Origin of the sequence: Parapedobacter indicus (genome assembly GCF_900113765.1) — a bacterium.
In the GTDB taxonomy this organism is placed as follows: Bacteria; Bacteroidota; Bacteroidia; order Sphingobacteriales; family Sphingobacteriaceae; genus Parapedobacter; species Parapedobacter indicus.
Genome location: NZ_FOQO01000014.1, coordinates 1 through 13,431 on the forward strand (window position 1 = coordinate 1; position 13,431 = coordinate 13,431).

12 protein-coding genes are annotated in these 13,431 nt (G+C 49.2%); 6 read left to right on the forward strand and 6 right to left on the reverse strand.

Going from position 1 to position 13,431, the window contains the following annotated elements; genetic code table 11:
• Positions 1-93: 93 nt before the first annotated feature.
• Entirely contained in the window at positions 94-1,083 is a 990-nt protein-coding gene (locus BMZ56_RS22730) for an SDR family NAD(P)-dependent oxidoreductase (RefSeq protein ID WP_090631418.1), read from the reverse strand.
• A 323-nt stretch (positions 1,084-1,406) separates the two neighbouring features.
• Between BMZ56_RS22730 and BMZ56_RS22735 the strand changes: the two genes are divergently transcribed.
• From BMZ56_RS22735 to BMZ56_RS22750, 4 genes are all read left to right on the forward strand, one after another.
• Positions 1,407-1,955, forward strand: coding sequence for an RNA polymerase sigma-70 factor (locus tag BMZ56_RS22735; RefSeq protein ID WP_090631420.1), 549 nt, complete (start codon positions 1,407-1,409; stop codon positions 1,953-1,955).
• 69 nt (positions 1,956-2,024) lie between these two features.
• Positions 2,025-2,981, forward strand: a complete 957-nt coding sequence (locus tag BMZ56_RS22740) for a FecR family protein (protein ID WP_090631422.1) — start codon at positions 2,025-2,027, stop codon at positions 2,979-2,981.
• Between the two features lie 131 nt (positions 2,982-3,112).
• Complete coding sequence (locus BMZ56_RS22745; RefSeq protein ID WP_177195276.1) at positions 3,113-5,722, forward strand: TonB-dependent receptor; 2,610 nt, start codon at positions 3,113-3,115, stop codon at positions 5,720-5,722.
• Between the two features lie 23 nt (positions 5,723-5,745).
• The gene (locus BMZ56_RS22750) at positions 5,746-6,969 is read left to right on the forward strand and encodes a PepSY-associated TM helix domain-containing protein (protein ID WP_177195277.1); all 1,224 of its coding nucleotides are present in this window, start codon (positions 5,746-5,748) and stop codon (positions 6,967-6,969) included.
• A 66-nt stretch (positions 6,970-7,035) separates the two neighbouring features.
• Here BMZ56_RS22750 and BMZ56_RS22755 read toward each other — a convergent pair whose 3' ends face one another.
• The gene (locus tag BMZ56_RS22755; RefSeq protein ID WP_090631428.1) at positions 7,036-7,704 is read right to left on the reverse strand and encodes a hypothetical protein; all 669 of its coding nucleotides are present in this window, start codon (positions 7,702-7,704) and stop codon (positions 7,036-7,038) included.
• Between the two features lie 189 nt (positions 7,705-7,893).
• On the opposite strand from BMZ56_RS22755, the gene BMZ56_RS22760 reads away from it, so the two are divergent.
• Positions 7,894-8,598: an alpha/beta fold hydrolase gene (locus BMZ56_RS22760; RefSeq protein ID WP_218146648.1), complete on the forward strand. Its 705-nt coding sequence runs from the start codon at positions 7,894-7,896 to the stop codon at positions 8,596-8,598.
• Positions 8,599-8,750: 152 nt separating this feature from the next.
• On the opposite strand, the gene BMZ56_RS22765 is transcribed toward BMZ56_RS22760, so the two are convergent.
• The 4 genes from BMZ56_RS22765 to BMZ56_RS22780 all read right to left on the reverse strand — a co-directional run bounded on the left by BMZ56_RS22765 (position 8,751) and on the right by BMZ56_RS22780 (position 10,450).
• Positions 8,751-8,999, reverse strand: a complete 249-nt coding sequence (locus BMZ56_RS22765; RefSeq protein ID WP_090631429.1) for a hypothetical protein — start codon at positions 8,997-8,999, stop codon at positions 8,751-8,753.
• A 5-nt stretch (positions 9,000-9,004) separates the two neighbouring features.
• Entirely contained in the window at positions 9,005-9,184 is a 180-nt protein-coding gene (locus BMZ56_RS22770) for a DUF2188 domain-containing protein (RefSeq protein ID WP_090631430.1), read from the reverse strand.
• Positions 9,185-9,189: 5 nt separating this feature from the next.
• Positions 9,190-9,375, reverse strand: a complete 186-nt coding sequence (locus tag BMZ56_RS22775) for a DUF3606 domain-containing protein (RefSeq protein WP_090631432.1) — start codon at positions 9,373-9,375, stop codon at positions 9,190-9,192.
• Positions 9,376-9,553: 178 nt separating this feature from the next.
• On the reverse strand, positions 9,554-10,450 hold the full coding sequence (locus tag BMZ56_RS22780; protein ID WP_090631434.1) for a PIG-L deacetylase family protein: 897 nt from the start codon (positions 10,448-10,450) through the stop codon (positions 9,554-9,556).
• A gap of 366 nt (positions 10,451-10,816) precedes the next feature.
• Between BMZ56_RS22780 and BMZ56_RS22785 the strand changes: the two genes are divergently transcribed.
• Positions 10,817-13,423 (forward strand): hypothetical protein, encoded by a 2,607-nt coding sequence (locus BMZ56_RS22785; RefSeq protein ID WP_090631437.1) that lies wholly within the window; start codon positions 10,817-10,819, stop codon positions 13,421-13,423.
• Positions 13,424-13,431: the final 8 nt, after the last annotated feature.

Genomic DNA, 13,431 nt, shown 5'->3' on the forward strand with positions numbered 1-13,431 from the left:
AACTTTTCTAATATACTGAATTTCAGTATAGTGCACAACTTATTTGTTAATTTAACTGCCATAAACTATAACTTCCTCAAACCGCACAACGGGTTAAGTATTGAATTTTACACCAGTCATTTCTTCACTTAGTACCCATAAGCGTTTAGCTTTGTCCTTATCAACGGAATATGGTTTTACCCCGTGTGATATATCATCCAAAGCCAAATCAGCAACATCGCAATCCTCACAATAAACACCGCCAAGATCATTAAGCAATGGACTTGTGGCACACCAAATCGTTGTTGCAGCCCCCTGCTGAATGTTTTTTAGTGACGAAGCTACTTCAGGAAACATATCGCCTTCGTTATCAAGAAAACCCATGCTTTGAAATAATTCCTTCGTTGCATCTCTTCCTAATTCGGTACCACCAATGGCGCCGGGATGAAGCGAAAAGCTACGTACACGTTCACCTTTGCCGCGTTCATCCAACTCCATCGCAAACAAATTGGTGGCAGTTTTAGATTGCCCGTAAGCTTGTAACGTTTCATATTTACGGTACAGAAAATTGGGATCTTCAAAATCAAACGGTGCGAAGTGATGTCCTTGAGATGAAACATTAATTACTCTGGCCCCATCAGCATGTTTCAAGGCAGACCAAAGTTTTGCTGTCAACTGAAAATGTGCCAGATAATTGGTCGCCAATTGCGATTCGACACCTCTGCTGTCTTTCCGCAAAGGCACCCACATAATACCGGCATTGTTGATCAGAATATGCAACGGTCGACCTGAGGCAATGAAGGTTTTAGCGAATGTATCAATGGAGGCTGGATCCATTAAGTCCATTGGTTCAATTTCTACATTGCTAATGTCTTTCAAATTTCGCCTGGCTTTTTCGATATCACGGGCAGGAACGATTATTGTAGCTCCCGCGCCTGCTAAAGTTTTGGTAGTTTCCAGCCCGATGCCTGTATTGCCTCCTGTAACAATGACGATTTTTCCGGTAAGATCAATATGCTTGATCACTTCGTTACTTGTCGATTTTGCGTTGAAGCCAGAACCTATTGGTTGCTGCAGCGCTCCCTGATAATTGTTTTGTGTCATCTTTTAATTTTAAATTGTTATTGATGATACAAAAGTAAAGCAAGATATAGCGGAGTAGGTTTGCTCAAAAGGCCGATTTAACTTTGTTCAAAAGTCCAGTTAAATAGCCGTGCGAACAGTGTTTTCTATCTCCTTGAATTGCGTATACTGTTCAGCATCCATTATTGCATTGATCTATCCCTCATCCAGCGCTGACTTCAATTGCTTGATTTTGGCTGCAGGCAATTTCTTGATTGTGCTAACAATTGCTCAAACGGCCTACAATTTATTTATACTGAATCCAAATAATAGCTATATTTGCCACACTTCAACGAACGGCAAACATGGCGATTAGTAAATTGGTATTCCAAGACCGTAAAAACAGCAATTGGCTGGACGAACGCCGTTTCAACGACATTTTTGAGCAATATTGGAAAAAACTATTCGGCTTCTGCCGTCGCCACATTCGGGATCCTGAAACGTCCAAGGAGATTGTCCAACAGCTATTCCTTTCGCTTTGGGAACGTCGGGCGGTGCTGGATATAAACGTCAATATCGGCCACTACCTATTCAGTGCCGCCCGTCTCAAGATCGCCGAGCACTACCGGCGGCAGGCAACCCGATCTGCCTATCACGGGTGTGCTGCTGACTTTTGCGATTTCACGACCGTTACCGAAGATACTGTACATTACCAAGATTTGGATTGTTACGTGAAAGGCCTTTTGGAACGCCTCCCCTGCCGCTGTCGCCAAGTCTATACGCTTAGCCGCAACAGTGGGCTCACCATTCCAGAAATAGCCCAACAGCTGGAGATATCGCCCAAAACCGCCGAAGCCCATCTCACCAAAGCGCTGAAGTTCCTCCGCGCCGCACTTCTCACCGGAGATCGATAATTTTTTTACGACCACTAAGGGTATTTGGCGTTTGCCGCAACTCTTTACTTAAACACAAAGGTAGCCTTAATGGATATAGATCCCGAACTGGTACGCAGGTACTGGGAAAATACGTGCTCACCACAGGAACGGAAACAGGTGGAACAATGGCTTTCGGCAGGCGAGCCTGACGAAGTGTATCCGATTGGCGATGACATGGATGAGACGCAGCTTCGCCAGACATTATGGCCTCAGGCGATACCTCAAGGTCAGCCGTCTAAGCGTAGTGATCGTCGGCGGCGGCTCAACCTGCTCGGTTATGCGGCGGCCGCACTTGTGTTGTGTACCTCATGCTGGGCAATCTGGTTTAGCGGCATCCTTCAGCCAGACCAGCGGGAAATAAGCCCTTCAAGCTATCAATCGGTTACGGCACATCCCGGCAAGAAATTGCAGATTACCTTATCAGACGGCACGGTGGTCCACCTGAATTCGGGTAGTACACTACGCTACCCTTTAGGTTTCGGCCAGCGTCGTCGACATGTGCTCCTCGAGGGTGAGGCATATTTTGAGGTTGCCAAGGAATCACGGCGGACGTTTGTTGCCGAGACACCGCATATCAAAGCCTATGTACTCGGCACCTCCTTCAACGTGAGCGACTATCCGGATGCACCCGCCTGTGGGCTGGTGCTTGAATCGGGTAAGGTGGCCGTAGTGGGCGGTGGCCATGCCGATACCTTGGTACTGCATCCCAATGACCGTGTCGAATTCAGCGCAGGCCAGGTTTCCATGGCTCAGGTCGATGCAGCCGATTATATCGGTTGGCACCACAATATCCTCCGCTTGCCTGACATCACACTCCGCCAAGCGATTCCGCTGATTGAACGGTGGTACGGCGTGAAAATCACTGTCTCGCCAGCATCGTTGGCCGATCTCCGTATCAAGGCAAGTTTTGAAAATGCGACGCTTCAGAAATTCGCAGCCGACCTCAGTTATCTCATGAACTTCCATTACCGCATCGCAAACGATGCATTACACTTATACCGTTAATCTATGTATCTACTTTATCCAACGTAACTCATCCGACCCAAAAAAAACCCGGTGCCTCGTCGCCAAACTTAGTCACCGGGTGCTTTGCAATTGACAACATGCGTAAAATCAAATTACAAGTTACCAAAAATATGAAATCTTTACTAGCTATCGTCCTTTTCCTGTTATCCACTCTATCGTTAACGTTCGGCCAAACCGACATCCTCCAACAACGTGTCTCGCTGCAGTTGGGTCCAACCACCGTAGCACAGGCACTCGCAGCCATTGAACGCGAAACCGGGTATGAATTATTGTATAGCGCCAATCAGCTGGATACCCAACGCCAAATCAACGTATCCTTTTCAAACATGCCGCTTAAGCAGGCGCTGGAGCAACTGCTGGGTGATGCCGTAAACAGCATCCGCGTGGAAGGCAAACGCATTCACTTCCAGCCTTCACAGGGCAAAGGTTCGGTACGGGGCACGGTGCTGACCAGTGATGGCCAGCCTGCCGGCTACGTTACGGTAAACATCCGCGGGCAGGGATCTACCCAGACCGATGAGCTCGGCCGATTCACGCTGGACCGCATCGAATCCGGTTTGCATACCCTGGAGGTAAGTTATGTAGGCCTGTTGCCCAAGCGTGTCTCGGTGAGCGTCGCTGCCGGTTCCAGTGCCGAAGTACAGGTGCAGCTTACTGAAAATGCACAATCGTTGGCTGAGGTCGTCGTTACCGGCCAACGGCGTAAAACAGCATCCATCACCAAATCGGATGTCGCCCTGCTGGATATTCCCCTGTCCATCCAGGTGGTAGACAAAACCCTCCTGGAGCAGCAGCTGATTTTTGACGTACGCGACGCGATCAAGAACGTGAGCGGAATCACCAATGTAGGCACCTATGCAGGGGGGTATGCCGATTACAACGGACGCGGATTTGCGATGAACGGGAGCAGCAATTTCAGGCGCAATGGCTTATACATGAACAATCTGAGCCACCTGTATAATGACAATATCGAACGCATCGAGGTGATGAAGGGGCCGGCATCGGTGATGTATGGCGATATCGCGCCCGGCGCGGTCATGAACTTCGTCACGAAAAAGCCACTGGATTATGCCTACCGCCAATTTGAGATGAAAGTGGGCCAATACGGGCTCTTCAGACCCAGCTTTGACCTCTCGGGTCCGCTGGACGATGAGCACAAGTTGCTTTACCGCATCAATGCCAGTTATGAGCGTTCGGGTAGTTTCATCGACCACGTCAATAACCAATCGCTGTTATTCACGCCCAGCGTCACCTGGAAAATCACGCCCCGGCTGTCTTGGAATGTGGAGGCACTGTTCAAAAACGACGAGCGCACGCACAATCCCGGCGTCGTGTCGCCAGACGGCACCACAGCTACACTAGACCAACTTCCGTTGAGCCGTTACCTAGGAGAGCCCAACAACCAGTTCCGTTATCGGGAAACCAGCGTTTATTCCTACATCGATTTCGAACTGAATGCGAATTGGAAAATTCGGAACAGCACACATTACTACAACCTGCAGGACCGTGTGGAAGGCACCTACTTTCCGTTAACGGTTCCGGATGCTTCGGGCAACATTGTCCGTAGCACCTGGATGACCAACTTCTTCCCGTCGGGTTGGGGCAACAACCTCGACCTGATGGGCGAGGTTAAAACCGGCCCGATAAAACACGCGCTGTCAGTAGGCGTAGACTACCTGCGCAATGAGAACGGATACAATTCGGTGATGAGTCAAGAGATGGAGCCGATCAACATCTTTACGCCTGAATACGGGCTTACCGAGGTAATACGGAGCAATTCGTACCCCGGTCAGGAAGGTCCGCGACAGTTCTTTTCGCGTACGGGCGTTTACCTGCAAGACCAGCTCTCGGCGCTTGATAACCGCGTGCATCTGTTTGCAGGCCTCCGGTACAACTTTACCTCGCGTGGTACGGAGTATGCCGAAACAAGTCCGGCCCCTCCTGCTTACAAACAAGACGACAAAAACCTGCTGAGCCCGCGTGTCGGATTGGTGGTCAAGCCCAAAGAATGGCTGTCGGTATACGGCTCGTATTCGCAGTCGTATGAACAGAATGGGCAAGACATGCTCACGGGGCAGCTCATCGACCAAACCGATGCCGATCAACTTGAGGTTGGTGTAAAAACCAGCCTCTTCCGCGATCGGCTGGGTATTGGTTTCGCTGCCTTCCAGATCAACAAGGAAAATGTATTCGGCTACGTGTATGGGCTGGCCGAAGAACCTACGTTCCCGCACCTGTGGTACGACCCCGATACGAAAATCGCTTCGTATACCGGTGCGCACCACCGTAGCCGTGGACTGGAACTGGATGTGAACGGAATTGTCGCCCCCGGCCTGAATGTGAACCTGGCCGCCTCGATTATCGATGCGCGAGTGGTACAGGATCCTGCCTTCGAAAGTGGCAATCAGCTTTCGGGCAATGCCCGCAACACGTTAAACATCTGGGCCAACTACCAGATTCAACGCGGCACACTGCAAGGGCTGTCTGTGGGCTATGGATTCTTTTACAAAGACAAATTTTATGGCAATACCAACAATGCCCCCGGCCAACTGATTGGATCGTTCTGGACCATGGACGCTTCGGTGGGTTACCGCTTCCGGCATTTCTTTGTTCGGGGCAATTTCACCAACTTCACCAACCAAGTGGGCTACCTCGGTACCGGTCGATACACCCCGCAATGGGTTAGGCGGGCGATCCTCAGTTTTGGCACACAGTTTTAACGGAATTAGCGCATACACGCATCGTGACTCGTAGGCAATTACTCAACGGAATCAAATGGATACACCGCTGGACCGGGTTGGTTACCGGCATAATTGTCAGCATCGTGTGCTTCACCGGCAGCCTATGGGTCTTTCGCCAGGAATGCCAGCCGCTGCTGGAGCCCTATCAGCGCATCACTCCGGAGGCGGGGAGTTACCTGCCTCCGGAATTGCTGCGCGAGCGTGCACTGGCCGAAATGACCACCCACGAACCGGACGACACCAGCTTTACGTTGCAGAGCCTTACTTACCGCCGTCGCTTCGAAACCGCCGTTGCGGTGTTTCATCGCGAACAGACCGATGCCATTCGTACCCTGCACTTCAACCCATACACAGGAAAATTGGCCCGGTATATCGAAGGTCACGGTCTTAACTCCGAAGTCTTTATGGTTATCATCCGTGGCCATCGCTGGCTTTGGTTGCCACCGGCCATCGGCAGCCCCATCGTCGGTGGGGCTACATTGGTGTTCATTCTCATCTGCATCACGGGACTTATTTGGTGGTACCCTAAGAAGTGGAATCGCCGCACCGCAAAAAAGAGTTTCACCGTAGCCTGGCGCTCGGGCTTCAAGCGGCTCAACCTCGATCTCCACAATGTCTTCGGTTTTTACGCCGCCGTGCTACTTATTATCCTCGCCATTACGGGTGTGGTATATAGCTTTCAATGGTTTCGGCAAGGGTACTACGGATTGCTTTCGGGCGGCAAGCAGTTTGCGTATCCAACTGCCCAGGGCACCCCTACCCCGATCGATGGAACGAACAGTCACGACGCAGCAAATCGGATTTACCACAATATCCTCGCACATTACGACAGCCGGGTCGATCGCGTCATGCTTCTTTACCCGCAAAAGGATGCCGATTGGTTCCGCGTATCGATTAACCTCAACGAGCAGAAATGGCATACTTCGCGTTTGCTTTATTTCGATCCAGTTACCGCTAACGAGGTTTCCGGTGCATGGGAGCCGCCAGCCCGCGTCCGTACCGTAGGCGAACAGCTTTTCGAGAAGAACCTAGACATCCATGTAGGCTCCATTGGCGGCCTTCCCACCAAGATTTTGGCTAGTCTGGTATCGCTGGTGGGCGCTTCGCTACCCATTACCGGCTTTATCATTTGGTACAACCGCAAGTATGGCAAAAAGAAAAGGAAATGCCGTGGCACGTCAAAACGCCTTGGGCAGCCACGCCGCCGTATGCTACATGGAAGTTGATGCTCATAGGCTAAACGCATACGAATCTATCTCTTTGTGATTAAGGCCACAAAACTAAACTACGGTCTACTCCTCATTTCGGGTGCGGTCGGTCAATATCATCAACTGGAAATCGCCACTGATTACCTTGTCTGCATCGGATATGCGGTCGCGGTTGGCATCGGCTAGGGCCGACAGCTGCGTGTAGCTGCCCGCTATCCGGTAATAGGCGTATCGATTGTCCGATTTCACGTAAGTAACGGACTTGAGGGAGGCATAGCTTTTTTCGTTCAGCTCGGGAATAGGCATCCATTGATTGGTGTTACCTTTAGACTCGGGTACGACCAACATGAAGGAAATGGCTTCCTGCATGGCTTCGCTGGCTCCGCAAGCGTCGAAGCGAAGTGGGAATCGCCGATCGGTAACGAGTTTGCCAAATACCGCACTATCCACTGGATACGAAATCTGGAAACTCATCCTAGTGGACGCGGAGGTCGCCGTGACATAGTAGACCGAATTGGCTTGACTACTGCAGCTGTTGGGCAGAAAACTCAAATGGCTGCAGTCTATCTTTTCGCTCCAACCGGGCGTTTTAAAACTGATGAACAGCTCCTTATTGACGCCAGACGGATCGCCGTCGGAACCATCGTCCGGGCCATTGGCTTTCTTTTCGCAGCCGTATAGGAAAAGGCTGGCAATGACGAGCATCACCTTTGCAACACTGATAACTGGTGTAATCCGGTCGTTTACTTTCATCGGGTAGGTATTATATGAAACATTGAAGCAAATTTACCTGTATGTTACAGGCGAAAAAATACCCAGTAGCGAGTAATTTGGGCAGGCGCTCAAAGTCAGTCGGAGCTATCCGTGGAAAAGGCGCCGAAATGCCTATTCCTTCCGCTATTCTCCCGATCATAGAGAGAAAGCCTCCATGACAAACACGTCATGCAAAAAGTATCCACCCGACCAAGTGACTTAACCGCACTACTCGATTATTTTGGATATAAAGATGCTACTTTTGTTGGTCACGATTGGGGTGCAAATGTCGTTTGGAGTCTGGCACTTTTGCATCCTGAACGGGTAAATAAAGTAATAAACTTGGCTTTGCCTTATCAAGAACGTGGAGAAAAGCCCTGGATTGAGTTTATGGAAGCAATATTTGGAGGAGACTCCTATTTTGTTCACTTCAATCGACAACCAGGTGTAGCAGATGCTATAATGGATGAAAACGCATCCCAATTCCTGCGTAACATATTCCGCAAAAACGTACCTCTCACACCACCAGAACCCGGAATGCTAATGATAAATCTTGCAAGAGCAGAAAAACCACTTGGGGAACCCTTGATGGAAGACCACGAACTGTCGGTATTTGTTTCAGCCTTCGAATCATCAGGGTTTACAGGAAGTATAAATTGGTACAGAAACCTTGATAGAAACTGGCACCTAATGGCGGATGTAACCCCAATCATTCATCAGCCGACTCTTATGATATATGGTGAACGGGACACGATTCCAAAGTCTGAAAACCTAAAAAATATTGTTCCTAATTTGGACATTGTTAGTCTGGATTGCGGTCATTGGATTCAACAAGAAAAGCCAGAGGAAACAAACCAAGCAATTTTAAAATGGTTAGAAAACCAAAATGCTTAATAAGGACAGAATATCGCCATGCCACTAAAAAAAACCCGTTACCTTTTGTGAAGTAACGGATCGCCCCAATGGGGTTAGGGGCTATCAACCTAAACCTATACTATAAACGAGCAAACAGCATGTTTATTTTGCTTACGCAAAAAATAAATACTTCAAAGCGCGACCTTATAGCGCTTCAGACCTTCGGCGGCACATGGCTGCAGCAATTCGTCTTCGATGATCAGCAGTTCAAAATCTTCATGTTTCTTAACGAGATCACCGGTTATAAACTCATCCACATCCCACTTCTGAGGCGTGAGCGTGCATGTTCCGTCACCCCCAGCGCATTGCTCGGATACAAGGACCGTATAGCCCTCGGCCTGTAACCATTGGAGCAAGGAAACGGTAAGTTGCTGTTCCATAATCGCTATTTTTTGTTTTCCTGGTCTTGAAAAAATTCGCGTGCCCGCTTCAGGCCGGTCGCGATCGCCACGCCTTCTTCCGCACCTTCCTTAAGCAGTGCATTAGCGATTTCCACGGCCTTTTCCCTCAGTTTAACAGGTTGGTTTTTGTATGACGGCGGATAATCGCCATGATACCAAGGCATAACAATCAATTTTTATTGCTAGAAAGATACGCCTCCACTTTTGCGCGGTCGTTGCCAACCGCCTGGATGGCCTGCCTTACTTTCTCGGCGCTCACACCAAGCTTTCCTGATAGAAAGTCTATTTCGTAATCCTGATTGCCGGCTACCCGTTCACGATCACGCCCGCCTACTTTGCTTTTATCGTCTGCCATAATTGTTTTTCCTTTTCTAACAGCAAAGCGCCGGAATTGTTGACATTAGTATTGAAAATTACGAAATGGACATAGGGATTCAAATTTTTAAGTTTGACGTCACGAGAAAAGAACTATTTTTAAAAATGAAACTGATTTAAGCTTTTTTCCGTTGGCAGACAAGGTTCGCTAACGACCCTTAAAAATCCGCCTCGTTGTGGCAAAGCATCGGAAAAAGCTGATGGATAGCCGCATCCGTAACCTTCCTTCCGTACTCGCAGATCTCGAACGATTCCACGCGTTTGACCTCCTGGAGATTCTTCTCAGGACACCAGCGATGCAATTGCGTGGCCAACTCGTCGCTTAGTTGTACCTGTGGTAAGCGCCATGCCCGTAGCCACGCTTTCCGTTGAACGGTATCTATGGGGGCAGCATCCATCCTGTTAATCCACGGCAACCATTCATAGAACTGCGATTCGTGCGCATCCAATAGCCGTAACATATCTTCCAAAGCTGCCGAGACATCTATCACGATGTCGGGACGGAACGGTGTCGGCTGCTGAAAGGTATCACTGAAATACAGAAAGAGCGGATTGGCTTTCAGTGCAGGAACTCCGCTGACGATACGGGGCACCGTGACCAAAAAAGCAGCATCTTGTACCAAAACACCCGTATACCGATGATCGGGATGGTAAGTGTTTGGCCGATGCGATATCACAATGTCAGCGTCCCATTCCCGGATGAGCCGGATCACTTCATGGCGATTCTCCAGAGTGGGCAGCAGCTCTCCATCGGGGATATTTAATACTTCATAAGATATCCCGATCCGCCGAGCCGCTTCCATGCTCTCTTCAAACCTGCGCTTAGCCAAAGAATCCGATGCTAACTGATGGTGTCCTTTGTCGCCGTTAGTCATTGATACAAATTTGACGCGGTGGCCCTGTCTTGCATACAAGATCGCTAAGCCACCCGCCCCTACTTCGCAGTCGTCGGGATGTGCACCGATCATCATCACATTGAGGGTATCGCCATGTGCAAACAATACACAGCAATTGAGCCCGAAATAGCTGAAAAATAACATCATAATATGCTTCATATACCTGCTATCTAATTCATTTTGTATGGATATACAAACTTAATAAATTGATTTAGGATTACATGGCGATTCTGGCATGTCGCTGAACTCAAGATAGCTCACTATCCGCCTCGCCACCATACCGCCAAATGAAACCTAATGCTGAACGGTTCTACGCCGTCTGCCTTCTTCGAGGATCACATTGGCGATTTCAACCGCTCTCTCCCGCAGTTCAACCGGCTGTCACGGTCAGACGAGTGAAATTTTTTAACCCTTCTGATGACCTTTTCGCATTTCCAACGATATAAGAGAAAATAGGCCACAGTCTATCGGAAGGATATGGTATGATCGACACGGAGCTAAAACAGAATCTAATCGTATAAACTAATGAAAAAATGGATGAAAATAGGCATGCCTACTCAGATCGGACTAGCCTTACTAATCGTAACAGCACTGGGCTGTAAGAAGGACCCAGCGCTTAGGCAGAATGATGAAGAACCTGCTTACCACGCCGGCGATTATACAACGGTCAATATGCGAATCGTCGCACCCGATGGTTCAAACCTCGATCTGACAAAGGCGAAGGTTTATTCCTCGAATATTCCGCTGGAAGTCGGCGCAGACGGATCGGCAGAAGTGGTCAGTCTGCCAGGGTATCATACCGCTGCCTTTGTATTTGACCGACAAGATAATTTGGTGCTGGCCGGATTTGTGACAGACACCGCATCTGTCTTATCAGCAGCCACTACGGCGGAGGTACTGATGTATTATGGCTTAGGCATCCCCTTTTTACCCGAAGAGGTCGCAGACCTTTATATCAATGGGGCGGACAAGCTACCGTTTATGGCCGATTTTAAGAAAGCCATAGCAGAACTGTATAAAAAAGACAACCAATTGCTGAATACGGGCAGTTTCGCGGAGGTCTTGGCACGAACCGTTTCGGATTTTCAGGCAACTGCCGAGGCGCAATCGGCACGCACGGGAAATGCAGGTAAGAAAGACCGGATTGCAGCGACGCAACGGGTGGCAGACCTGTTTATTGATGGGGACATCAAGAGCGGTTTGCAGGTTGCCCAAAGCGGACTGGGAAGTTTTACCATCACCAACACATATCGCCGCCGCGCGCATGCATTTATTTATAAGACCGATTACAAAGATTTGGCAGGCCAGTCGGTAAACATACTTCAGTCAATTGGCGGAGATGTAAAAGCGACAAAAGATATCGCCATCGGATCCACTGCGGGAATCACCGGATTTTTGAGTGTCATACTGGCTTATATTGCAGACAAGGATTCGGAATTCGCAGCGACAACCACCGAGGCGGCTGAGCTGCCTTTGTTGGAAAGCGAATCTGAAGCGACTTACCGCGTTAAAGTCATCGGACCTGGCAGTGAATCGCCAGGCGCCAAGACACAGGATGAAATCTCGGCGGGTGTGAGGCTGCAACTCGAAACCATGGCATTTGATTTTGTGATACCCCTGATTTCGGATATCATTGGTCTCAAGGATTTTGTCAAGAAGAAAGACTTATTTGCCGAAGACGACGGAGGAAATATCTGGGAAGAAGTCCTGAATAAAACGGCGACGTTTATTGGTATGGTTCCAGCAGCAAAAGCGGAGATGGATAAGGGTAGGTATGACCTGGCAACAAAGGAGCTATTTTGGGCACTCGGCAACAAGATTGCTGAAGACCAGGCGAATGATATGATGCAAGCCATTACAAAAACCTTGATGGATCGCGTTAAAAACGCCGCTATCCCTGGAGCGGATAAACTCGACGACGTATTGATGAACAGTCAATTGACACGGAAAATAAAGATTATGCAGGCATTGGATTTTATCATGAAGGCGGTGGATTATGGCCGGCTGATCCACGATATCAGCACTTCCAAATCCGTTGAAAACTGGGAGGTTATCGCATTGCCCGTTGAAGTAAACCTGGAGCCCGGAAGCTCGGTGATTAGCGTATTGGAACAAATAAAACTGACCGCTAACCTGAAAACGACCGTAGCAGACGCTGAAGTGGTGGCTTACGAATGGAAAACAACCGGGAAATACGGATACCTCTGGGATGATCGCGGACACAAGGGAAATGAATTTACAAGCTCGATAAAGGATGTGTATTATTTGTCTGACGCGATGGCGAGTGACCTCAGCGCCGGCGACAACTGGGAGTACATTTACGTAAAAGCCTACTTGGGTGATAAGCTGATTGGGACGGATTCGGCACGGATCAACGTGAAGCAAAGCCTCTATGAGATGAAACCGGATAACGTAACATTGACGGGAAGGAAGCGTGGTTCAAACAACAACGTGAACCAGAATGAAGTAAGGCTACACCTCGAGGCCATTGACCCCAACAGCTCCGCCGCCATCGCACCGAATAGCGAAAGGGAATACAAAGTGGTCTGGACGACCGCCGGGGAACACGGCGGGCTCTATGGTCGGGAAAATACGACACCAGCCACGACTTTAACAACCTACGACGAGAACTCGATATGGTATGAGTGTACAGACGATCAAACGCTCAGCGCAACCGAAAATATCACTGCGCAGATCTATTCGCGGGCAAAAAACACCGATGAGGAATTTATGTTGTTCAATGTAGCAACAGGAATGGTATACATAGACAACGATCCGAAGAAAATCATACTCCACATGCCGGTAACGTGTCAACACGGGGATACGACTTACAATGAAGGCAAATCAATGACCTGTATGATCACCAGCTTCGTATCGTTCGAAGGAGAGGAAGACGCCAGTTCGTACAGTGTGCGGTTCTACGATGTGAGATGGCCTAATACGTACTTTTGGTACGCTGGCTCCCGGCAGCCTTCGCAGGTGAGCGGTTATGTTTTCAAACCCGCTGCAGGTTCTTTTGCTGTCGCTTATGGTTCCTCATGGGCGGTCGGCGCGCCAAGTCAGATTACGGAGCATTTCAGTTGCGGTTCCGGTTCGGGGGGGATGGCGCAAATAACGATTACGTTAAAATAGTAGACACT

Bases quoted from the DNA above. Each gene is read 5' to 3' on its own strand.
- BMZ56_RS22730 (WP_090631418.1), bottom strand. From the start codon at position 1,083: ATGACACAAAACAATTATCAGGGAGCGCTGCAGCAACCAATAGGTTCT.
- BMZ56_RS22735 (WP_090631420.1), top strand. From the start codon at position 1,407: ATGGCGATTAGTAAATTGGTATTCCAAGACCGTAAAAACAGCAATTGG.
- BMZ56_RS22740 (WP_090631422.1), top strand. From the start codon at position 2,025: ATGGATATAGATCCCGAACTGGTACGCAGGTACTGGGAAAATACGTGC.
- BMZ56_RS22745 (WP_177195276.1), top strand. From the start codon at position 3,113: ATGAAATCTTTACTAGCTATCGTCCTTTTCCTGTTATCCACTCTATCG.
- BMZ56_RS22755 (WP_090631428.1), bottom strand. From the start codon at position 7,704: ATGAAAGTAAACGACCGGATTACACCAGTTATCAGTGTTGCAAAGGTG.
- BMZ56_RS22760 (WP_218146648.1), top strand. From the start codon at position 7,894: ATGCAAAAAGTATCCACCCGACCAAGTGACTTAACCGCACTACTCGAT.
- BMZ56_RS22765 (WP_090631429.1), bottom strand. From the start codon at position 8,999: ATGGAACAGCAACTTACCGTTTCCTTGCTCCAATGGTTACAGGCCGAG.
- BMZ56_RS22770 (WP_090631430.1), bottom strand. From the start codon at position 9,184: ATGCCTTGGTATCATGGCGATTATCCGCCGTCATACAAAAACCAACCT.
- BMZ56_RS22775 (WP_090631432.1), bottom strand. From the start codon at position 9,375: ATGGCAGACGATAAAAGCAAAGTAGGCGGGCGTGATCGTGAACGGGTA.
- BMZ56_RS22780 (WP_090631434.1), bottom strand. From the start codon at position 10,450: ATGAAGCATATTATGATGTTATTTTTCAGCTATTTCGGGCTCAATTGC.
- BMZ56_RS22785 (WP_090631437.1), top strand. From the start codon at position 10,817: ATGAAAAAATGGATGAAAATAGGCATGCCTACTCAGATCGGACTAGCC.